The organism is Pseudomonas sihuiensis, assembly GCF_900106015.1.
Classification (GTDB): domain Bacteria; phylum Pseudomonadota; class Gammaproteobacteria; order Pseudomonadales; family Pseudomonadaceae; genus Aquipseudomonas; species Aquipseudomonas sihuiensis.
The window spans coordinates 1,293,752-1,313,667 of the sequence record NZ_LT629797.1; the positions used below are offsets into that span (position 1 = coordinate 1,293,752).

Here is a 19,916-nt window from a genome sequence, read left to right on the forward strand (position 1 = left end):
CACCAGCCAAGTTGGGCTAGCGGTTGGCAGTAGCCGACTTACCGCCAGACCGACAACAGTGGTGATGGGGGAATTCGATATGAAAGCCCGTGAGACCCGCCGCTGAAGTACACCAGATGCGGCCTTTGTGAGCCTCAATGATGGAGCGGGTGATGGCAAGACCGAGCCCGGCATTGCTCGGGCTTCCCTCCCGCCGAGCGGGGTCAACCCGGTAAAAGCGGTCGAAGAGCTTCTCTAGATGCTCTGAGCTGATTGTGTCCCCTGGGTTCTCAATGCTGAAGGTTGTGGAGCCCGCTGTCTCGCGGATCAAAACCGAAATTGTATGTCCCGCCGGCGTGTAGCGCAGTGCATTGGACAGCAAGTTGGAGAGTGCACGATCAAGCATCAGCCGATCTCCCAGCACTTGGCCTGTGCCTGTGAGCGATAGTTCAATGCCATGTTCTTCGGCCAGAAGGTGGTAGTAGTCAAACAGCTTGAAGACTACGTCGGCCAGTTCGATCCTGGCCTGCTCGGGGATGATCAGGCCATTATCAGCCTTGGCCAAGAAAAGCATGTCATCAATCATCCGAGACATGCGCTTCAAGTCCTCCAGGTTGGAGTAGAGATTCTCTTCATAGGCATTGATATCGCGTTTCTTGCTCAGCACGACCTCGGTGTGGGTCATCAGGTTGCTAACGGGCGTGCGTAGCTCGTGGGCAATGTCGGCCGAAAAATTGGAGAGCCTAACGAAGGCATCCTCTAGCCGAGCCAACATCGCATTGAAGGATAGAACCAGTTGCTGAAGTTCCCGCGGCACTGGTTCGAGAGGGATTCGTTCCTGTAACGAGCGAGCGGACATCCCGGAGGCCACATGAGTGACTTGCCGCAGAGGCCTAAGGCCGCTGCGAGCAACCACCCAGCCGAGCGCGGCACTGAACAGGGCACTGATGACCAATCCAATCCAGAACCATCGTTGCAGCGTGTCGAAAAAGTGTGTGTGATTGGTGACGTCAAGAATCAGCAAAGCTGTGAGCGGCTCAGCCTGATCGGCTACCGAGATTTGCGCCGTCATGCCGCGGTACATGTGTTGGCCGTTCTGCCACTCCCACATGCTCTGCTCATTTTCACGTCTGAAACGCTCTGGTACTTCGACTGCTCTGGGGTCGGAGAACAGTACGGAACCGTCACTGGCCAGGATAGTGGCCGCCAGATCCTGATGGGCTCCCAGCAAGGCTCGCAACTGCGGTAATTCTTCCGAAAGGCTCGCTTCACCGCGAGCATTGTTGAGGATATGTTTGGCGGATTCGAGTTTCTCCACCAGGGCCTGCCGATCCAGCATCTTGAAGTGGTGCTGGCTGAGCATATTGAAACTCAGCCCTGCTACCGTCAGGACTGCAATTACCGCGGACATGAACATCAGGCTCATGCGTGCTGTCAGCGAAAGGTGCTTCATATTCACTCCGGCGCATCCATCATGTATCCCATGCCGCGGGCGGTATGAATCAGCTTGAGATCGAAATCGTCATCGATTTTTGCGCGTAGCCGGCGTACCGCGACCTCAATGACATTGGTGTCGCTGTCGAAGTTCATGTCCCAAACCTGAGAGGCAATCAGCGACTTCGGGAGCACTTCACCGCGTCGGCGCAGCAGTAACTCCAGTAGTGAAAATTCCTTCGCCGTCAGGTCAATTCTTTTCCCGCCCCGGACAGCACGTCGCTTCATCAGATCGACTTCCAGATCGGCAATTTTCATGGTGGTCTGCGTCGGCGAACCATTACCTCTGCGCAACAGCGTTCTGACCCTGGCCAGAAGCTCTGAGAAAGCAAATGGCTTGATCAGGTAGTCGTCCGCACCCAGCTCCAACCCTTTAACGCGGTCTTCCACACCATCGCGTGCCGTCAAGAACAGTACGGGGACGTCTTTTCCTGCTGCGCGCAACATGCGCAGCACTTCCCAACCGTCCAGCCCAGGCATCATTACATCCAGAATTAGCAGGTCATAGGCTTCGCTAAGTGCATGCTGAAGGGCATCTGTACCGGTCATAACCCGGTCGACATTGAACCCAGCCTCGGTGAGACCTTGCTGGAGGTACGTACCGGTTTTGGGTTCGTCTTCAGCTACCAGTAGTTTCATGTGTGCAGACTCCAAAAGTCGGGTGGCCTGAGTTTGCAGGCAAACCGCGGCCCCAACCAGAAGCTTACGAAAATGTAATTCTGACTTCAGCTCATTGACAGGGTGGCTTGTCTAGGGTGCAAGCATGAGTACTAGGTTGTGCTCTCGGCCCTCGACAGACCAAAAGCAGAGGTGCCGGCCATAGTTTGCACTGATGGAGACTGCCCATGAAATCGCTGAAACCTTTGCTTCTGGTTGGTTCGCTACTGCTGTCTTCCATGGCTTGGGCCGAAGGGGGCAGCGACCGTGTATTCGAGCGCATCCAGCAGATGCGCGACAAAGCAGAAGCCGTGCTGATCCAGGCGGAGAAGGCCCCGGTCGGCGAGCGGCATGTGCACATGAAGGAGCATATGAACATGCTCGAAGACATCATGAGCCAGCTGCACAACGAACATCCCGCGCCAAACATGTCTGCCGAAGAGCATCTGGCCTGGATGGAAAAGCATGACAAGCTGGTAGACGACGTGCTGGCTCAAATGATCCGCGAGCACAAGCTAATGATGGCCGACAAAGAGTGCCATCGATAAGGATTTTCCCATCTTCCAGGCCTTCCGTGATTGCTCCTTTGGCCTAGCGGCGCCTTTATGGCGCCGTGCTTTTTCCCAGCTGACGCAATTGTAGTTTTGGGGTCAGCGGCCTGGCAGCAAGCGGGGAATAGCATGAGATTTCCAGCACCCATCTCGAGGTCTCACCATGAAACGCTTACCCCTTAAACTGCTGATCAGCACTCTGTTCATCAGCACCACCTTTCCGGCATTTGCCGAGGTCGGCGGCAGTAGCAATGGCATTGGGCAGCAGGCCCAGGCGACGCCAGCGACTCGTACCATCTTGGTAAAGATGGACGACATCAACTACAGCCAGAAAACGATCGATGTGAAGCCAGGTGAAACCGTGCGCTTCGTTCTGAAGAACGAGGGCGCGTTGATGCACGAGTTCAACATCGGGCAGGCAGCGTCCCAGCTGGAGCACCAGCGCAAGATGGCGTCCTTGTTCAAGGACGGCACACTGACCCCGACCGGCATGGCCGAGCGCATTGTCTGGCATGAGCGTTATGGCACGGGAGACTCCAACCCTCCAGGCTATCCGGAAGTCATCAAAGCCAAGCATGACGACCCGAACGCGGTTCTCGTCGAGCCCGGCACAACCAAAGAGTTCGTGTGGACCTTCCCTAAGGCGGGCAGTTTGAGCTTCGCCTGTACATTGCCTGGGCATTACCAGGCGGGGATGGTCGGTGAGTTTGCTCTGCGTTAGTCCGGCATCGGTGCTACCCGTTGGCCGCGAGCTGGGTAGCACCGATCTGACGAACCTTACTGCGATGTAGTTTTCACGTCAGCGTACCGCCAGCTGCACCTCATTAGCATCGGGACTCATCCCTCCTCAACACCTCAGAGGCACACCATGAAACTCAGACCCGCTTTCATAATCACCACCCTTGGCTTGCTGCTCAGTGCTGCCAATGCGCTGGCCAGCCCGGGCCACAAGAAAGACAGTATTGGGCAACCGGGAGACGGTCAGGCAGTAGATCGCACCATCGAAGTCCGGATGGGGGACATCTTCTTCGAACCCAAAGCAATGGAGATCAAAGCAGGCGAGACAGTTCGCTTCGTCCTGAAAAATGACGGTGCACTGCTACACGAATTCAATCTTGGCAAAGCGGCATCCCATGCCGCGCACCAGAAAGAGATGGCTGCGATGTTTCAGAACGGCACGCTGTCCCCGACTGCAGCGCATGACATGAGCAAAATGGACCACGCCATGGGCGGCATGAAGATGGTCGGCATGGAGCACGACGATCCCAACAGCGTTCTGGTCGAGCCAGGTGCACGCGAAGAGCTGATCTGGACCTTCTCCGACGCTACTGATCTGGAGTTCGCCTGCAATATTCCAGGACATTATCAGTCGGGAATGGTCGGTAAGGTGACCGTACGCTGAACTCCATTGATACGCGTCAACTCTGCCTGGCCAGAGTAACCTATGCTGATTCTATGGTCATTGAACCGAGGCTATTGTCATGGATCACACGCACCACACTGGCACTACGGAACCACCTTTTTGGAAGAGCAAGATTGGCATTGCTCTGATCATGCTGGCCGTAATCGGCATCTTCTATGTAGCGCGTGAGCATTACGGTCATCTTTCGCAGGCCCTGCCGTACCTCATCCTGCTGCTATGCCCGCTGATGCATCTGTTTGGCCACAATCACGGCGGGCACTCCCACTCCAGCAGCACCGCTGTTTCCAAGGACGAAGAAAGGACATAGATCGCATGCAAAAGACCTCCTGCCATCATGACCAGGATCATTCACATAACTCGCACGCCCACTCCGAGAGCCAGCGCGACCCGGTGTGTGGCATGGAGGTCAAACCTGATGGCCCTTATCGCGAGAGCTTTGAAGGGAAGGCCTATCATTTCTGCAGTGCGAAGTGCCTAGAGAAATTCCAAGCAGATCCTCATCAGTACATGAGCCATCAGTCTCATGGGGAGCATCACCAGCACGCGACTCCAGCACCCACATCGACACCTGTAGGTGCTGAATACACCTGCCCGATGCATCCAGAAATCCGTCAACCGGCTCCCGGAAACTGCCCGATCTGCGGGATGACGCTGGAACCTGTCATCCCGGAGCTGGAAGAGGAGGAAAATCCAGAGCTGAAGGACTTCTCGATGCGGTTCTGGTGGACCCTACCGTTGACCGTCATCGTGACCGTATTGGCGATGGCCGGCCATTCCTTGCAACTGTTTCATGGCACGACCCAGAACTGGGTCGAGCTGGCTCTGGCGACGCCCGTGACGCTATGGGGTGGCTGGGTATTCTTCACCCGCGGCATTGACTCCATCCGCCACCGCAGCCCCAACATGTGGACCCTGATCGGTTTGGGAACGGCCGCTGCCTACCTCTACAGCGTGGCCGCTACCTTGGTTCCGCAGTGGTTCCCGGCGGCCTTCGTTCAGGATGGACGCATCGGCGTCTACTTCGAGGCCGCCGCGGTGATCATCTCGCTCACGCTGTTGGGCCAGATGCTCGAACTCAAAGCCCGCTCGCAGACCTCTGCCGCCATTAAGTCACTGCTGGGATTGGCCCCCAAGACTGCCCGGCGCATCAGGCCTGACGGCCAGGAAGAAGATATTCCGCTGACCCACGTCCATCAGGGTGACCACTTGCGTGTCCGGCCGGGCGAAAAAGTCCCGGTGGATGGCACCGTGCTGGAGGGCGAGAGCGCTGTCGACGAGTCGATGCTCACCGGCGAGCCGGTGCCCGTCACCAAGCGGGCAGGGGATACCCTCATCGGTGCCACCCTGAACACCCACGGCAGCCTGGTGATGGAGGCGCAGAAGGTCGGTGCCGAGACCATGCTGTCGCAGATCGTTCAGATGGTGGCCAGAGCCCAACGTTCCAAGGCCCCCATGCAGCGTATGGCTGATGCGGTGGCAGGGTATTTCGTGGTCGGGGTGATCCTGATCGCGATTCTGACCTTCTTCGGCTGGGGGCTATTAGGGCCGGAATCAGGCTGGGTATTTGGCCTGATCAATGCGGTGGCGGTGCTAATCATTGCGTGTCCCTGCGCTCTGGGTCTGGCAACCCCGATGTCCGTCATGGTTGCGACTGGCAAGGCCGCTAGCAGCGGTGTGTTGTTCCGCGATGCCAGCGCCATCGAAAATCTATGCAAGATCGACACGCTCATCGTCGACAAGACTGGAACCCTGACTGAGGGGCGTCCCGTATTTCATAGTGCGGAAGGGACAGGCGGTTACGACTCCAATGAAGTGCTGCGCCTGGCTGCTAGTCTCGACCAGGGTAGTGAGCACCCGCTGGCTCATGCCATCGTCGATCATGCGCGCGGTCAGGGCATTGCACTGGTCAAACCGGACACTTTCGAATCTGGCTCGGGTATTGGTGTGCGCGGCCAGGTCGATGACCATCAGCTGCAGCTCGGCAACACCGCACTGATGGACGAGGCGGGCGTCGATATTACCCCGCTGCGCAATCGCGCCGAGCAACTGCGTCTGGAAGGCATCAGCATCATCTATTTGGCCGTTGATGGTCGCCTGGCGGGACTCCTGGCCGTTTCCGATCCGATCAAGCCTACTTCTCAACAGGCTGTCTCCAAGCTTCAAAGCGAAGACGTAAAGGTCATCATGGCCACTGGTGATGGCCTCACCACAGCAAGAGCCGTGGCGAAGCAGCTCGGAATCGAGGAAGTGCATGGTGAGGTCAAACCGCAGGATAAGGAGAAACTGGTCGCCGATTTGCAGGGCTATGGCCGTCGTGTCGCCATGGCGGGTGACGGCATCAACGATGCGCCCGCCCTGGCCAGGTCTGACGTAGGTATCGCCATGGGCACCGGTACCGATGTGGCGATGAACAGCGCCCAAGTGACGCTGGTCAAGGGAGATCTGATGGGCATCCTGCGAGCGCGCACCCTGTCAGTGGCAACCGTGAAAAACATGAGGCAGAACCTCGCCTTTGCGTTCCTCTACAACGCGATGGGAATCCCGCTAGCAGCGGGGCTGCTGTACCCGCTGACGGGGCATCTTCTGTCGCCCTTGATTGCTGCGCTGGCGATGAGTGTCAGCTCGGCGTCGGTGGTCTTCAATGCTCTGAGGTTGAAATCAACGGACATCGGATAGGCTTCCATACCACCGACCAGGTGATTATTCAGAAGCGCATCTGACCGGAAAATGCCGTACGGTAGTTTCCGGTCCGACCTATCTGTCGCAACACATAGTGACGAGGTGACGTTCGATGGACTGTTGCCGCTGCGGGTAGGAGACTGGTCGTCGTTAACCCATGAGGACTCTCCGTGGCCCGCATTCGCAGACTGATTATCAGCAACTTCCGATCTATCCAGGCGCTCGACTGGGTGCCGGCCCCAGGAATTAACTGCCTCATAGGTCCTGGCGATAGTGGAAAGTCCAGCATTCTAGATGCGATTGACCTTTGCGTCGGTGCCCGCCGGGGCGGCACGTTCGGCGACATGGACTTCTTCGCTCTGAACGTCGAAACACCCATCACCATCAGTGTGACGCTTGGCGATTTGCCGGTATCGCTGATGGATATCGATGTTTACGGCTAGTTCTTGCGTGGATTCAATCCAGGAACGGGAGAAGTCGAAGACGAACCGCGAGCGGGGCTGGAGACCGTCATCACCTTGCTCCTGCAAGTTGGTGCCGATTTGGAACCTACCTGGACACTTTTTTCTGAGCGTGCGGAGCAGCAGCAACTCGAACGCACTCTTCCCTGGAAGGAACGAGCGGCACTAGCACCCGCCCGTATCGGCAGCTTTGCGAGTTCGAACTTGTCGTGGAGTCGTGGCTCAGTGCTCAATCGACTACCGATGAGCGCGCCGAGCTTGGTGCTGAACTGGCGCGCGCCGCTAGGCAAGCAAGAGCGAACTTTGGCAATCAAGCAGCCGAACATCTGACCCAGACGCTTGAGGTCGTGCAACGCACAGCACAGCATCTTGGCGTTTCGGTCGGGGCTATGCCTCAGGCGCTCCTTGACGCACATTCTGTGTCGATTGGCGAGGGGGCGATCGCGCTGCACAGTGAAACAGGTATTCCGCTGCGCTCCCTTGGCACGGGCTCGTCACGCTTGCTAGTGGCAGGGCTTCAAAGGGCTGCGGCCAGCGCCGCGCCAATTGCCCTGGTTGATGAGGTGGAATACGGGCTTGAACCTCATCGGCTCATGCGATTCCTGGACTCGCTGGGTGCAAAGGACGCTGCCGCTCCGTTGCAAGTGTTCATGACGACGCACTCGCCGGTCGCGCTGCGCGAGCTGTCCGGCAGCCAGTTATTCGTTGTTCGGTCAGCACCTCAGCGCCACAGTGTTATGCCAGCTGGGGAAGCCAACGAGGTACAAAGTACCCTTCGGAAGGACCCCGAAGCATTCCTCGCCAAATCCATCATCGTTTGCGAGGGTGCCAGCGAGGTTGGCTTCGCGCGTGGCCTTGACCAATGGTGGGTCAGTCTTGGCGCTACCTCATTCCTGGCCCATGGCGGCGCGTATGTGGACGCCGGCGGGGGAAGCCCCGATAACAGTCTTATCCGGGGAACAGCACTTCTGAACTTGGGTTACCGCGTGATGGTTTTTGTAGATGCCGACAAGCCTTCGACCGCGGGGCTCGCTGAAGCATTCTTGGCCGCCGGCGGGCAAATTCTTACATGGCGACCAGGCCTCACGTTGGAGGACGAGATCTTCCGCCATCTCAGTGAGCAAGCACTCGATGCACTTCTGGCGAAAGCCGAAACAATAGTGGGTGCAGAGCTGATGAACGCACACATTCAGACGAAGTCCCAAGGCCGCGTGACGCTGAACGATATCCGAGCCAAGCGACTCGTGGATGGGTACTCACCTGAGAGACGAGAGCTGCTGGGAACCGCATCCCGTATCCGCAACAGCGGCTGGTTCAAGTCGCTGACAACCTATCAGGAGGTTGCAAGGGACATCGTCGGTCCGTCTTTACAGAACGCCGAACCGGGCTTCATGGCAGTCACGAATCAGCTCTGGACGTTTACAAGTGCCCCCTGAGATTGATCTTTTCGCTATCGAGCGTGGCTCCATAACGGCCCCCGCAGGTTGTGGAAAAACGCAATTGATTGCCGAGACGCTCATCGCGCATACGCAGAGCAAACCCATCCTCGTCTTGACACATACGAACGCCGGCGTTGCGGCCTTACGGGCGCGCCTGAGACGAGCCGGTGTTCCTAACTCCGCATATCGAGTCTCCACCATTGACGGATTCTCGATGCGCCTGATCGCTAAGTTCCCAGCGCGAAGCGGCCATAACCCGCAGATCCTACAGCTGCATCAACCCAATACTGACTACCCGGCAATTCGGGAGGCCGCCATGCAGTTGTTGCAGGCCGGTCACCTCGCTCAGCCCCTTCGCGCCACCTATGCACGGTTGCTTGTCGACGAGTACCAAGACTGCAACGTCGTCCAGCACGCCATCGTGTCTGGTTTGGCCCAGGTGCTTCCGACCTGCGTGCTCGGTGACCCGATGCAAGCCATATTCAGCTTCCGTGGCAATCGACTGGTGCATTGGGCGAATGAGGTGCAACCCCTGTTTCCCGCAGCGGGAGAGTTGAGGATACCGTGGCGCTGGCGGCTGGCTGGAGCTGAGAACCTCGGGCAGTGGCTGCTCGCCATAAGGCAACAACTTCAAGCTGGTCAGCCGGTGGATCTGCGCACGGCTCCAGCAGAAGTGCGTTGGGTGCAGCTAAACGCCGGAACCGAAGTTCAGCAGCGACTGGTGGCCGCGAGAACCGAAGCTCCCAACGCTCAGGGTAGCGTCCTCATCATCGGGGACTCCATCAACGTGCAAGGTCGCCATCAGCTCACGAGCCAGACACCCGGTGCCATGGCCGTAGAAGCCGTCGACCTGAGAGATCTCGTCAACTTCGCCAGGAACTTTGACTTGCAGGGTGCCAATGCTCTGGCACAACTTGTGGAGTTTGCTTCCAGCGTAATGACGGGGGTAGGTGCAGCAAACCTGCGAACGCGCGTGGAGTCGCTGCGTGCAGGAAGGGCCCGAACGCCTCCGACCGCGGCCGAGGCTGCGGCGATCGATTTCGTAGCAGCGCCAACATTGGGGCAAGCGCTCCGTGTGATCGATACGCTCGCTGAGCAGCACGGGGCACGTGTATACCGACCGGAGGTTCTGTACTGCTGCCGGTCTGCAATGCAAGCGGTGGTGGGAGGTGCTGCCGACTTTCTGAGTGCAGCCATTCAAGCGCGAGAGCGCAATAGACACCTTGCCCGACCGATCGCAAGACGCTCTGTAGGCAGCACATTACTTCTCAAGGGGCTGGAGGCGGATGTCTCGGTTGTCCTGCATCCTGAGCTTATGACCCCCCAGAATCTATACGTCGCACTGACGAGGGGCGCAAGGCATGTCGTGGTGTGTTCACCAACCCCCATCCTTACGCCCGTGGTAAACGGCTGATCCTTTTGTAGCGCTTACGGGCTTGACCTTGCCATCGTGTCAAGGTCGATGCTGTCCGTGCGGTAACTTGAGCCGCGGACGAAATGAGGTGAAAGACATGTTTAGTCTGAGTGTTGCGGGGATGGGCTGTGGCAGTTGCGTGAGCAAAATCACGAAGGCCATTCAAGCTCTGGATCAGGATGCACGAGTAGAAGTGGATCGAGCGGCCGGCAAGGTCACCGTTGAGAGCACAGAAAGTGCCGAATCGATCCGCGAACTCATCCAGGAGCTTGGCTATTCGGCCCAGGTCAGCGCTTGAGCGCTGACCTGCTATCCCACTAAATCTCCAGTTCTGAGAGCTCTTTTAGCCCTGGGATACTGGTGACCTCGTTGGTCATACCTTCTGAACCATCTCGGCCGCGAAGCCAGTTTGAGTGATCGCCTGGCTCGCGCATTTCCAGCGTGTCATAGGAGTACCGCTTGCGCTTGAACAGGCTTTTCAATGCAGCGAACTCGTGGCTTTTTTCGTCTTCTATGCCGACGACTTCTCCTGCAAGCCGCTCCCAGTGACCAACGCCGTCGGCCAGCATTGCCTGATAGGTCTCCGGGTCAAGCAAGGCTTGCTGTTTGAAATGCATGATGCGGTGAGTCATAGAAGCGCTCGGAGTGGCCAAAGAGAGAGCGCTAGCCTAAAGGTTCCGGGTCATTCGTGTAATAGCTGGCCGCGCTTTAGCAAACCGTCGTTGACCCACAACTTCAACCAGGTCGCGGCTTGCAAGGGAGCTTGCTCGCCATGCGTGGCGCTCAACGACTCGCAGAGTTCAGCGAACGATCCGCCCTCGATGAGAAACTGCAATGCCGAAGCCTCCGCTGGCTCCAGGCTCCGGTACTGGCAGACGAGTTCATGACGCCAAACAAGACAGGCTAGGTTCGTTGGCAGGCGGGTAATATCAGGCAGCAAGCTGCCGGACTTGGCGGCTTTCCACAACTCCAGCGTGTTGTACTGCAGTTGCAACCACCGGGCAGATGCAGTCAGGGAAACCCTGAGTGAAATCCAGTCTTCAGCCGAAAAATCACTCATGGTCTCCAGCGAAAGCGCTTCGACATCCTGAGCGTCGAAGGCCAGTGTAAAGGCCCATTCCAGTTCCGCGAGTTCGCGCATCGGCGATAGTTGGGGTTCTTCGACGTAGCTGCTAATGAACTCGGGCAGCTTCTCGCCCAGCCAGCGAATGCTGAAATGTCGTGGTGGCCAGGCGGCCAAGTAGGCCAGTGCGAGCTGCTCGAATGATTCGTTGCCGATCCAGTGAAGCAGGGCAGGGAAGTCTTCTCGCAAGACCGCAAGCAGGCGCGAACGGTAAGCGTTGTGGTAGATCTGCAGGCCTTCGAGAGCACTCAGCGCTGTGCTACCTCGGATCTGCTCCAAAAGCTCGTTGGAGGGCAGGGCACTGTCACCTGTCAGGTAAGTTTCAAATGCAGTCTGTAGGGCGATCAGGCTCAAGGGGTGGCCCCCGATATCACAGATTTGGCGATAGCACGGGCATGTGCTAATTCGGACAACAGCTCTTCCAGCGGCGGAAACTGGTCATCCCGCTCGATCAAGGTCGATGTCGGGCCCAAGTAGCTCAAAGTCTTGCTGTAGAGAGACCAAACCGGATCAGCGATGGGCTGGTCATGGGTGTCGATGAGGTACTGCCCGTAATCGCTGTGCCCGGCCAGGTGAATTTGCCGAATCCGCTCGTGCGGCAATTCCATGATGAACTGCCAAGGGTCGAAACCCTGGTTGCGCGAACTGACGTAGACGTTGTTCACGTCGAGAAGCAGCTCGCACCCGGTCAGGTAACTGAGCTCCGAGAGGAACTGAGACTCGCTCATGCTGGATGTTGTCCACTGCACGTAGGAGGAAACGTTCTCCAGCACGATGGGACGTTCCAAAACATCCTGCACCAAGCGCACCCGGGCCGCGACATGCAGCAGGCTCTCCTGGGTAAACGGCAGCGGTAGCAGATCGTGAAGTTGATGGGCGTTGCCTCGACTCCAGCACAGGTGATCAGACACCCACTGAGGCTGCACCCGATCCGCCAGCTGCTTGAGCTGTCGTAGGTAGTCTATGTCCAAGGCATGTGAGCCGCCAATCGAAAGAGATACTCCGTGCATCACCAGGGGGTAGTGCTCGCCGATCGCATCAAGGAAGTAGAGAGCCTTGCCGCCCTCCACCAGGTAATTCTCGGAAATGATCTCGAACCAGTCGACCGCAGGCCGTTCCTCCAGGATCTGCCGGTAATACTCGTTACGAAGGCCAAGACCGAAACCCAGAGTTTTGCGCTTACTCATTCGAGACTCCAGCAGGGGAGTGGCATGCACTCCCCTGAACCGCCTTATTCGCTGGTTTTGCCACCGGCTTCGTCACATTTGGTCTGGGTCATCAACTTGAACCCTTGGCCTTTGCATTCGCCTTGGCCTTTGCAGTCGTTTTTCGCGGTCATGCAGTCGTTCTGCCCTTTGCAACCATTGATCCCGAAGCACTTCACTTCTGCTGCTTTGGTGTCCTGAGCAGCCTGGACGGGCAGGGTGGAGAACAGGCTGGCGGCCACCAGAGCCAAGGCGGCACCGGTAGCTACGTTGGATTTGTTCGACATAGTGGCTATCTCTCTTGATTGTTTGATGGTCGCGATCCGTCGGTGCGAATGAACGAGTTAGCTCAGGCATTGCTACCGATCAGGCCCATGGAACCCGCAAGGCTGCGCGGGCAGGAAGACAGTACCGAGCCTTCAGGAGGGCCTACAAGAAAGAAATAGCAAACTGACAGAACTGTAATGTTCGGATCAGGTTGCTGACAGGGCGTCGTGGTTAACGTAGCAGCGAGCTTAACGCTCGTCCCCACTAGTTTCAGGGGCTTCTAAACTTCTGAGGATTAACGAAATGAAATCGATCAAAACCCTGTTTGTAGTTGCTGCCCTGAGTGTTTCCAGCCTGGCGATGGCCGAAGGCGGTGCTGATCGCACGTTTGCACGCATGGAACAAGCCCGCCAGGTCTCGCTGGAAGCCTATCAGTTGGCCAAGCAGCAGAACGATGAAGCTCCTGTCGCCGGCAGCCAAGCCAAACAGGCGGAACACGCCAGCTGCTGAGCCCCCTCAACCTTACAGAAATGTAATCACCCGGATGGTTGAGATATGGCAGTTTCATACTGCTTGGTGTCAGGGGGAACTTGCGCAGCACGCAAGGCTTGAAGATCAAATCTCCCGACACTGGAGCAGTCAATGAACCCGAGACCGGATGCATATCACCGGCTCATCTGACGGATTGGACATAACGGCATGCAAAGCAAAACCACAAGACGTACTTTCGTCAAAGGCCTCGCCGCCGCCGGTATTCTCGGCGGCATGGGCATGTGGCGCACGCCGGTCTGGGCGGTGAACAGCCCCGGCCAGCCCAACGTACTGACTGGTAACGAATTCGACCTATTCATCGGTGAAACCCCGGTGAACATCACCGGCGCAGCGCGCACGGCCATGACCATCAACGGCTCGCTCCCTGGGCCGATTCTTCGTTGGCGCGAAGGCGATACCGTCACATTGCGCGTGCGCAACCGCCTCAAGGAGGACACCTCCATCCATTGGCACGGCATCATCCTGCCGGCGAACATGGATGGCGTTCCGGGCCTGAGCTTCCATGGCATCGCCCCTGATGGCATGTATGAGTACAAGTTCAAGGTCAACCAGAACGGCACCTACTGGTATCACAGCCATTCTGGGCTCCAGGAGCAGGTCGGCGTATACGGTGCGCTGGTCATCGATGCCAAGGAGCCCGAGCCCTTCAGTTACGACCGTGATTACGTCGTGTTGCTGAGCGACTGGACGGATGAAAATCCAACGCGGGTACTGGCCAAGCTCAAGAAACAGTCGGACTACTACAACCAGCACAAACGCACCGTTGGTGACTTCATCGATGACGTAAGCGAGATGGGTTGGTCCGCCGCCGTAGCCGACCGTAAGATGTGGGCCGAAATGAAGATGAGCCCGACGGATCTCGCCGACGTCAGTGGCTACACCTACACCTACCTGATGAACGGCCAGGCACCTGATGGCAACTGGACCGGCATATTCAAACCAGGCGAAAAGATCCGCCTGCGCTTCATCAACGCCTCGGCGATGACCTATTTCGATGTGCGCATCCCAGGCCTGAAGATGACTGTGGTTGCGGCCGATGGTCTGCACGTCAAACCGGTCAGCGTCGACGAGTTCCGTATCGCCGTGGCCGAGACCTACGACGTGATCATCGAACCAGACAGCGAACAGGCCTATACCGTGTTTGCCCAATCCATGGACCGCACTGGCTATGCGCGCGGCACCCTTGCGGTACAGGAAGGGTTGAGTGCACCGGTACCAAGCCCTGACCCGCGCCCACTGATTGCCATGGGCGACATGGGTATGGATCACGGCAGCATGGGCGGTATGGATCACGGGAACATGGCCGGAATGGACCACGGCAGTATGGCGGGCATGGATCATGGGAGCATGCAGGGTGGCATGGCCGGCATGGATCACAGCCAGATGGCTGGAATGGATCATTCGGGCATGGCAGGCATGGCAGGTATGGCAGGTATGGCAGGTGCCATGCAGGCACACCCAGCCTCAGAGACCAACAACCCGCTGGTCGATATGCAAACCATGACACCAACGCATAAGTTGGACGACCCAGGTATTGGTTTGCGAGACAACGGCCGACGCGTCCTCACGTACTCTGACCTGCGCAGCACCTTCCTCGACCCGGATGGTCGCGAACCAAGTCGCACCATCGAGCTGCACCTTACCGGGCACATGGAGAAATTCTCCTGGTCCTTCGATGGCATCAAGTTCTCTGACGCCGAGCCTCTGCGCCTCAAGTACGGCGAGCGTGTTCGCATCACGCTGGTCAACGACACCATGATGACTCATCCGATCCATCTTCATGGCATGTGGAGCGACCTGGAGGATGCGAACGGCAATTTCCTGGTGCGTAAACACACCATCGACATGCCGCCAGGTTCCAAGCGCAGCTATCGGGTGACCGCCGATGCGTTGGGGCGTTGGGCCTATCACTGCCACCTGTTGCTCCACATGGAAACGGGCATGTTCCGTGAAGTCCGTGTGGATGAGTAAAGGAGATTTCTGATGAGTACTTTTATGAAGCGTAATGCCCTGGCTGGCAGCGCAGCGATGTTCAGTCTTTTGGCTGTTCTGCACGCGCCGACGTCATTGGCAGGTGAGGGGCACAGCGAGCACGAACAACATGCTGCCGAGTCGGCTGCGCCCGACGCCAGTGACAAGCCTGCAGATCAATCGAAAGGCAAGGCCGCTGGCCATCAGATGGATCATGGCGCCATGGATCATGAGGGTATGAACCATGACGATATGGGGCACGAGAAGATGATGGATAAGCATGGCGGCACCGAAGCCGAAGCAGGTTCGAACCATGACCACTAGGTTTTCACGCCCGTCCCTCATAGCGCTGGCCGTGTCGCTGAGTGCACTCAGCGGCGGCGTTACCCAGGCTGCGGAAGAAATGGATCATTCGGCAATGGGGCACGGCTCCATGTCGATGGACCACAGCCAGATGGGCCACGGCCAGAGCCAAGAGAAGGCCCAGGCTATGGATCACAGCAAGATGGGGCATGGCGCCATGCAAGGACAGATGGAGGGCATGGATCATTCAAAGATGAACCATGGCTCCGCTGAAGCCCCGAGAACCACCAGCCGTACGCCGATTCCCGTTCTGACGGATGCTGATCGCCAAGCGGCTTTCCCGCCATTACCTGGCCACAAGGTTCACGACAGCGCCATCAACAGTTTTTTCCTGCTCGATCAGCTCGAATACCAGGACGCAGATGAGGGCAGCACCCTGGCCTGGGATGCGTCGGGCTGGGTAGGCGGTGATATCAACCGGGTCTGGTTCCGCTCCGAAGGCGAGCGTACCAACGGCGTGACCGAGGATGCTGAATTACAGCTGCTGTACGGCCGCTCGATCGGCCCTTGGTGGGATGTCGTCGCGGGCGTTCGCCAGGACTTCAAACCGGAGTCGCCGCAGACTTGGGCCGCCTTCGGTATCCAGGGCATGGCGCTTTACGCCTTTGAGGCCGAAGCCACGGCCTTCGTCGGCGAGAATGGCCAAACTGCTGCCCGACTGGAGGGCGAGTACGACATTCTGCTGACCAACCGGCTGATTCTCCAGCCAACTGCCGAAATGAACTTCTACGGCAAGAACGATCCTGAGCGAGGTGTGGGGTCTGGGTTGGCAAATACCGAGCTCGGCTTGCGTCTGCGTTACGAGATTGTCAGGCAGTTTGCCCCCTATATCGGGGTTTCCTGGAGCCGCTCCTATGGCAACACGGCAGACATGGTGCGCGACGAGGGCGGTGATGTAGACGAGGCGCGTTTTGTCGCCGGTATCCGGATGTGGTTTTGAGAACCTGACATGAAAAGAACAATTAAAACTTTGGTGGCGGCCGGCGTGGTCGGTAGCACAGCTGTCCTGGCCGGCGCCTACTTTGGCGTGGTCAACGTGGGGGCCGACGATCCCCATTTTCCTGCAGTGCATGCGTTTCTCACGATGGCCCGTGACCGCTCTATCGAAGTCCGTTCGCGGGACATCGAGGTTCCCAACCTGGATGATCAAGCTCTTATTCGCGCCGGTGCGGGCAACTACAACTCCATGTGTATCGGCTGTCATTTGGCGCCAGGTGTGGCGGAGACCGAGCTAAGCCAATCGCTTTATCCTGCGCCCCCCAACCTCGCCAAGATCGGTGTCGATGGCAATCCGTCAGCAGCGTTCTGGGTGATCAAGCATGGCATCAAGGCAACGGGTATGCCTGCGTGGGGCAAGAGCATGGGAGACGAGTACATCTGGGGCATGGTTGCCTTCCTCAACCAACTGCCGACGATGGATGCCAAGCAATACCAAACACTCGTCGCATCCAGTGGCGGCCATCAGCACGGTGGTGGGGAAACGCAGATGCATAACCATGAAGGACAGCACGGCGACAACAAGCCTGGCCATCATGACAATAGTGGCGGTGGCGATGACCATCATGGATCAGGTGATGCTGGAGAGCCTGGTCATCACGATGCCGCGGCTACGGATAGCGAGGGTGGCTCCGCACCTAAGGCAGGTCACCATTCGGATATGAGTGGCGATGACCACCATGCTGGAGATGAGGCGTCGTCCAACGGAGGTGATCATCACGCCGAGCAGGCTCCGAACGCCTCGCCCAAGACCCACACCCACGCCGATGGCAAAGAGCACGTACATGAAAGCTAAATATCTGGCCTTACTGGCCGCTCTCTCCGTCACGTCTGCGGTTCAAGCAGCTGATGCCCTGACGATTGATGTCCATCGTGATGCCAATTGCGGATGTTGCAAGAAGTGGATTTCACACCTCGAAGCGAATGGCTTCAAAGTCGTCGACCATGTTGAAAGCAACATGACAGCAGTGAAGCAAAGACTGGGCGTCGCGCCACGGTTAGCGTCTTGCCACACCGCGGTGATTGACGGCAAGTTCGTCGAAGGTCATGTGCCGGCGGCTCAGGTCATCGAACTCACCAAGCGCGATGATCTGCTGGGCATCGCTGTTCCCGGGATGCCGGCGGGCTCCCCCGGCATGGAAGTCGATGGCGTACAGCATGCCTACCAGGTCATTGGCTTGACCAAGACGGGTTCTGATCAGGTCGTTGCAGAATATCCCGCCCAGTAGTACTGCCTGCCAGCACGGCCGCTTGTGTGTAGTGGCCGACTCATTTTCATACGTCCTTTAACCTAAGTAAAAAAGGCGCCCTAGGGCGCCAAGGGCTGTCTCCAAACCAAAGGAGCACTACGAGGGGACAGCAGGACCAAGGAGCGAGCGGGGCAATCAACCCGCTCGCTTGCCAGGGTTAGAGAACTTCCAGCGGGTACTCGACAATCAGGCGGAACTCATCCAAATCCGACTCGAAGTCGGTGGCGCGAGTCGTGGCTTGTCGAATGCGAAAGGACATGTCCTTCAACGACCCAGACTGCACAACGTACTTGGCCTCGATGTCCCGCTCCCAGCGCTTCTGGTTGGTCAACGGATCGCCGTTGTCATCACGGCGCATATAGACTTCGTTGGCGTTGCTGTAGTCGGCATCCCAGCCCTGGGCATATCGAGTCATGAAGCTCAATCCAGGCACACCGAAAGGCTCCATATCCAGGTCATAGCGCACTTGCCATGACTTCTCCTTCGGCGAGTTGAAGTCGCTGTACTGGATGGAGTTGTCGAGGTAGATGGAGTCCGATTGGCGCAAGTAGTCGAAGTCATCATCGCCATTGTTGCGCTGGAGACCCACCAGCACTGTATGAGCGCCGAATTGGATGCCGACCTTGCCGCTCCAGATGTTGTTATCGAAGCTCCCGAGGAGCTGCCTCCCTTCATCGACCGCCTTGTAGTAGTTCAGCCCGCCGATCAAGGCGACATCGTCCGCAAGCGGGTAGCTCAGCGTGGTGCCCGCGTAATATTGATTCCAGGCATCCTTGAGGCGGCTGGTGTAGAGACTAAAGCCGACGTTGTCATTAAGCGTGTAATCACCACCGAAATAGGCGATCCATGGCGAGTCCACTTCGCCCGCGTAGAAGGTAGCGAAGCCGTCGCGCATGCTGCTGGTATTGGGTTGGCTCATCGAGTGGAGGCGACCGCCTTGAAGCGACAGTCCTTCCACGCTGCTGTTGAGCACGGTGATACCTCGGAAACTCTCCGGTAAAAGCCGCGCATCACCGTATTGGACGACAGGGCTGACAGGAAAGACGTCGCCTACCTTGATCTCGGTATCCATGAACCGAGTTTTCACCGCGCCCCCCAATTTGGAGTAGTTGTCCTCAGCCTGCCCAAGGCTGTTGTAAGGCATTACATCGACTGAGCCCCCGGCACCAGAACGGCCGTCGCCGGTGTCAAGCTTGAGCCCCAGCATGGCAAAGGCATCGACACCAAAACCTATGGTGCCCTCCGTGAAACCAGACTCGAATCGGCCTATCACGCCATGCGCCCACTCTTCCGAATAGCCATTACCCGAGCTGCTGGACTGGCCTTTACGGAAATCGCGGTTGAAGTAGAGGTTTCGATTGAGGATGGTCAGGCTGCTGCCTTCGATAAATCCCTCGCCTTTCTCGCCGGCGGCCATTGCAGCTTGCCCGGTACTGATGCTCAGAGCGAGCAGAGAAAGTCCTAACAGGGTCCTGTTATTCATAAATGCTCCTGATGCTATTGGCAGTTGTCATTGTGTGGTCGCATATATGTGCCAAGCGCACCGGGCATAACCAGGCGCGCCTTGGCCATATTTCCACATGCCAAATAACGTCAGGGTGACTTGAAAATTACTTTTCAGTCAGCGCGATGTCATTTATTAGTTTTGGTTCCGGCAACCTGTTCCGGCTGCACGGTATTCAAGAATATTCAGATCGCCGTTGGAGTCCTCGTAGGTCATCTGGGCCGGCATCACATTGCAGCTAGAGTCCGTTGAGGTAGTGGCCACGACCTTAGCGATATCGAGCCTCATGCCGTAGCGGTAATGAATGACTTCAGGCGGATTCTTTCCGTTAGCGGCAGCATACTCTTGCATGGCCTGCTCATTGGCCTGAATCATCCGACCATAAACACGATCAGCACCGCCTTCTGCCAGAGCGGTAGAGGAAACAACCATAACGGCAAGTGCTGCAATAACTTTGAGGCTTTTCATGTTTAATCACTCCTTCAAGGTGGTGATTAAAATATATCCGCTCGACCTGTCATAAAAATGAAGTCAAAGTTACATCGCCGTAATGCTTCCTGCCGCGTTACCCGGGCGAGTCAGCTTGGC

The 19,916-nt window shown here is 57.5% G+C and carries 21 protein-coding genes and 1 pseudogene; 14 read left to right on the forward strand and 8 right to left on the reverse strand.

Features of this window, described 5'->3' with window-relative positions; translation table 11 throughout:
• Positions 1 to 16: 16 nt before the first annotated feature.
• Together BLT86_RS06120 and BLT86_RS06125 are read right to left on the reverse strand one after the other, a co-directional pair.
• On the reverse strand, positions 17 to 1,432 hold the full coding sequence (locus BLT86_RS06120; protein WP_185965442.1) for a heavy metal sensor histidine kinase: 1,416 nt from the start codon (positions 1,430 to 1,432) through the stop codon (positions 17 to 19).
• 2 nt (positions 1,433 to 1,434) lie between these two features.
• The gene (locus BLT86_RS06125) at positions 1,435 to 2,112 is read right to left on the reverse strand and encodes a heavy metal response regulator transcription factor (RefSeq protein ID WP_039588641.1); all 678 of its coding nucleotides are present in this window, start codon (positions 2,110 to 2,112) and stop codon (positions 1,435 to 1,437) included.
• Between the two features lie 206 nt (positions 2,113 to 2,318).
• Here BLT86_RS06125 and BLT86_RS06130 point away from each other — a divergent pair, with 206 nt between their 5' ends.
• From BLT86_RS06130 to BLT86_RS06165, 8 genes and pseudogenes are all read left to right on the forward strand, one after another.
• On the forward strand, positions 2,319 to 2,678 hold the full coding sequence (locus BLT86_RS06130) for a co-regulatory protein PtrA N-terminal domain-containing protein (RefSeq protein ID WP_003246763.1): 360 nt from the start codon (positions 2,319 to 2,321) through the stop codon (positions 2,676 to 2,678).
• A 166-nt stretch (positions 2,679 to 2,844) separates the two neighbouring features.
• Positions 2,845 to 3,402: a cupredoxin domain-containing protein gene (locus BLT86_RS06135; RefSeq protein ID WP_043242880.1), complete on the forward strand. Its 558-nt coding sequence runs from the start codon at positions 2,845 to 2,847 to the stop codon at positions 3,400 to 3,402.
• A 147-nt stretch (positions 3,403 to 3,549) separates the two neighbouring features.
• Entirely contained in the window at positions 3,550 to 4,083 is a 534-nt protein-coding gene (locus BLT86_RS06140; RefSeq protein WP_092375364.1) for a cupredoxin domain-containing protein, read from the forward strand.
• Positions 4,084 to 4,162: 79 nt separating this feature from the next.
• Complete coding sequence (locus tag BLT86_RS06145; protein ID WP_092375367.1) at positions 4,163 to 4,411, forward strand: DUF2933 domain-containing protein; 249 nt, start codon at positions 4,163 to 4,165, stop codon at positions 4,409 to 4,411.
• Between the two features lie 5 nt (positions 4,412 to 4,416).
• Positions 4,417 to 6,780: a heavy metal translocating P-type ATPase gene (locus BLT86_RS06150; RefSeq protein WP_158541479.1), complete on the forward strand. Its 2,364-nt coding sequence runs from the start codon at positions 4,417 to 4,419 to the stop codon at positions 6,778 to 6,780.
• Positions 6,781 to 6,953: 173 nt separating this feature from the next.
• Positions 6,954 to 8,680: pseudogene (locus BLT86_RS06155) on the forward strand (ATP-dependent nuclease).
• Positions 8,670 to 10,097 (forward strand): UvrD-helicase domain-containing protein, encoded by a 1,428-nt coding sequence (locus tag BLT86_RS06160; protein ID WP_033725463.1) that lies wholly within the window; start codon positions 8,670 to 8,672, stop codon positions 10,095 to 10,097. The pseudogene BLT86_RS06155 and the gene BLT86_RS06160 overlap by 11 nt, the downstream one beginning before the upstream one ends.
• Positions 10,098 to 10,194: 97 nt before the next feature.
• Positions 10,195 to 10,395 carry a heavy-metal-associated domain-containing protein gene (locus BLT86_RS06165; RefSeq protein WP_003246756.1) on the forward strand — a complete coding sequence of 67 codons (201 nt, stop codon included), beginning with the start codon at positions 10,195 to 10,197 and terminating at the stop codon, positions 10,393 to 10,395.
• A 19-nt stretch (positions 10,396 to 10,414) separates the two neighbouring features.
• Here BLT86_RS06165 and BLT86_RS06170 read toward each other — a convergent pair whose 3' ends face one another.
• From BLT86_RS06170 to bufA2, 4 genes are read right to left on the reverse strand one after another with little or no spacing between them, the layout of a single operon-like run.
• A complete protein-coding gene (locus BLT86_RS06170; protein WP_017675723.1) occupies positions 10,415 to 10,729 on the reverse strand; it encodes a hypothetical protein in 315 nt (104 codons plus the stop codon).
• Between the two features lie 50 nt (positions 10,730 to 10,779).
• Positions 10,780 to 11,574, reverse strand: coding sequence for an HvfC/BufC N-terminal domain-containing protein (locus BLT86_RS06175; protein WP_003460128.1), 795 nt, complete (start codon positions 11,572 to 11,574; stop codon positions 10,780 to 10,782).
• The gene (gene bufB / locus BLT86_RS06180) at positions 11,571 to 12,407 is read right to left on the reverse strand and encodes an MNIO family bufferin maturase (RefSeq protein WP_004374664.1); all 837 of its coding nucleotides are present in this window, start codon (positions 12,405 to 12,407) and stop codon (positions 11,571 to 11,573) included. The genes BLT86_RS06175 and bufB overlap by 4 nt, the downstream gene beginning before the upstream one ends.
• Positions 12,408 to 12,451: 44 nt before the next feature.
• Positions 12,452 to 12,712, reverse strand: a complete 261-nt coding sequence (gene bufA2 / locus BLT86_RS06185; protein ID WP_092375372.1) for a BufA2 family periplasmic bufferin-type metallophore — start codon at positions 12,710 to 12,712, stop codon at positions 12,452 to 12,454.
• A 283-nt stretch (positions 12,713 to 12,995) separates the two neighbouring features.
• Between bufA2 and BLT86_RS06190 the strand changes: the two genes are divergently transcribed.
• From BLT86_RS06190 to BLT86_RS06215, 6 genes are all read left to right on the forward strand, one after another.
• Complete coding sequence (locus BLT86_RS06190) at positions 12,996 to 13,202, forward strand: co-regulatory protein PtrA N-terminal domain-containing protein (RefSeq protein WP_004374659.1); 207 nt, start codon at positions 12,996 to 12,998, stop codon at positions 13,200 to 13,202.
• A 189-nt stretch (positions 13,203 to 13,391) separates the two neighbouring features.
• Positions 13,392 to 15,215 carry a copper resistance system multicopper oxidase gene (locus tag BLT86_RS06195; protein WP_092375375.1) on the forward strand — a complete coding sequence of 608 codons (1,824 nt, stop codon included), beginning with the start codon at positions 13,392 to 13,394 and terminating at the stop codon, positions 15,213 to 15,215.
• A 12-nt stretch (positions 15,216 to 15,227) separates the two neighbouring features.
• On the forward strand, positions 15,228 to 15,539 hold the full coding sequence (locus BLT86_RS06200) for a hypothetical protein (RefSeq protein ID WP_092375378.1): 312 nt from the start codon (positions 15,228 to 15,230) through the stop codon (positions 15,537 to 15,539).
• Positions 15,529 to 16,518 (forward strand): copper resistance protein B, encoded by a 990-nt coding sequence (locus BLT86_RS06205; protein WP_092375382.1) that lies wholly within the window; start codon positions 15,529 to 15,531, stop codon positions 16,516 to 16,518. Before BLT86_RS06200 ends, BLT86_RS06205 begins: the two co-directional genes overlap by 11 nt.
• 9 nt (positions 16,519 to 16,527) lie before the next feature.
• Complete coding sequence (locus tag BLT86_RS06210; RefSeq protein ID WP_003139525.1) at positions 16,528 to 17,370, forward strand: c-type cytochrome; 843 nt, start codon at positions 16,528 to 16,530, stop codon at positions 17,368 to 17,370.
• Positions 17,360 to 17,803: a DUF411 domain-containing protein gene (locus BLT86_RS06215; RefSeq protein WP_003246746.1), complete on the forward strand. Its 444-nt coding sequence runs from the start codon at positions 17,360 to 17,362 to the stop codon at positions 17,801 to 17,803. Before BLT86_RS06210 ends, BLT86_RS06215 begins: the two co-directional genes overlap by 11 nt.
• A gap of 178 nt (positions 17,804 to 17,981) precedes the next feature.
• On the opposite strand, the gene BLT86_RS06220 is transcribed toward BLT86_RS06215, so the two are convergent.
• Positions 17,982 to 19,307, reverse strand: a complete 1,326-nt coding sequence (locus BLT86_RS06220; protein WP_092375385.1) for an OprD family porin — start codon at positions 19,305 to 19,307, stop codon at positions 17,982 to 17,984.
• A 156-nt stretch (positions 19,308 to 19,463) separates the two neighbouring features.
• On the reverse strand, positions 19,464 to 19,796 hold the full coding sequence (locus BLT86_RS06225; protein WP_092375388.1) for a DUF2790 domain-containing protein: 333 nt from the start codon (positions 19,794 to 19,796) through the stop codon (positions 19,464 to 19,466).
• Positions 19,797 to 19,916: the final 120 nt, after the last annotated feature.

What these genes read in the sequence shown, in the direction of transcription:
- BLT86_RS06120 (WP_185965442.1), bottom strand. Translation starts at nt 1,432, where the DNA reads ATGAAGCACCTTTCGCTGACAGCACGCATGAGCCTGATGTTCATGTCC.
- BLT86_RS06125 (WP_039588641.1), bottom strand. Translation starts at nt 2,112, where the DNA reads ATGAAACTACTGGTAGCTGAAGACGAACCCAAAACCGGTACGTACCTC.
- BLT86_RS06130 (WP_003246763.1), top strand. Translation starts at nt 2,319, where the DNA reads ATGAAATCGCTGAAACCTTTGCTTCTGGTTGGTTCGCTACTGCTGTCT.
- BLT86_RS06135 (WP_043242880.1), top strand. Translation starts at nt 2,845, where the DNA reads ATGAAACGCTTACCCCTTAAACTGCTGATCAGCACTCTGTTCATCAGC.
- BLT86_RS06140 (WP_092375364.1), top strand. Translation starts at nt 3,550, where the DNA reads ATGAAACTCAGACCCGCTTTCATAATCACCACCCTTGGCTTGCTGCTC.
- BLT86_RS06145 (WP_092375367.1), top strand. Translation starts at nt 4,163, where the DNA reads ATGGATCACACGCACCACACTGGCACTACGGAACCACCTTTTTGGAAG.
- BLT86_RS06150 (WP_158541479.1), top strand. Translation starts at nt 4,417, where the DNA reads ATGCAAAAGACCTCCTGCCATCATGACCAGGATCATTCACATAACTCG.
- BLT86_RS06165 (WP_003246756.1), top strand. Translation starts at nt 10,195, where the DNA reads ATGTTTAGTCTGAGTGTTGCGGGGATGGGCTGTGGCAGTTGCGTGAGC.
- BLT86_RS06170 (WP_017675723.1), bottom strand. Translation starts at nt 10,729, where the DNA reads ATGACTCACCGCATCATGCATTTCAAACAGCAAGCCTTGCTTGACCCG.
- bufB (WP_004374664.1), bottom strand. Translation starts at nt 12,407, where the DNA reads ATGAGTAAGCGCAAAACTCTGGGTTTCGGTCTTGGCCTTCGTAACGAG.
- bufA2 (WP_092375372.1), bottom strand. Translation starts at nt 12,712, where the DNA reads ATGTCGAACAAATCCAACGTAGCTACCGGTGCCGCCTTGGCTCTGGTG.
- BLT86_RS06190 (WP_004374659.1), top strand. Translation starts at nt 12,996, where the DNA reads ATGAAATCGATCAAAACCCTGTTTGTAGTTGCTGCCCTGAGTGTTTCC.
- BLT86_RS06195 (WP_092375375.1), top strand. Translation starts at nt 13,392, where the DNA reads ATGCAAAGCAAAACCACAAGACGTACTTTCGTCAAAGGCCTCGCCGCC.
- BLT86_RS06200 (WP_092375378.1), top strand. Translation starts at nt 15,228, where the DNA reads ATGAGTACTTTTATGAAGCGTAATGCCCTGGCTGGCAGCGCAGCGATG.
- BLT86_RS06205 (WP_092375382.1), top strand. Translation starts at nt 15,529, where the DNA reads ATGACCACTAGGTTTTCACGCCCGTCCCTCATAGCGCTGGCCGTGTCG.
- BLT86_RS06210 (WP_003139525.1), top strand. Translation starts at nt 16,528, where the DNA reads ATGAAAAGAACAATTAAAACTTTGGTGGCGGCCGGCGTGGTCGGTAGC.
- BLT86_RS06215 (WP_003246746.1), top strand. Translation starts at nt 17,360, where the DNA reads ATGAAAGCTAAATATCTGGCCTTACTGGCCGCTCTCTCCGTCACGTCT.
- BLT86_RS06220 (WP_092375385.1), bottom strand. Translation starts at nt 19,307, where the DNA reads ATGAATAACAGGACCCTGTTAGGACTTTCTCTGCTCGCTCTGAGCATC.
- BLT86_RS06225 (WP_092375388.1), bottom strand. Translation starts at nt 19,796, where the DNA reads ATGAAAAGCCTCAAAGTTATTGCAGCACTTGCCGTTATGGTTGTTTCC.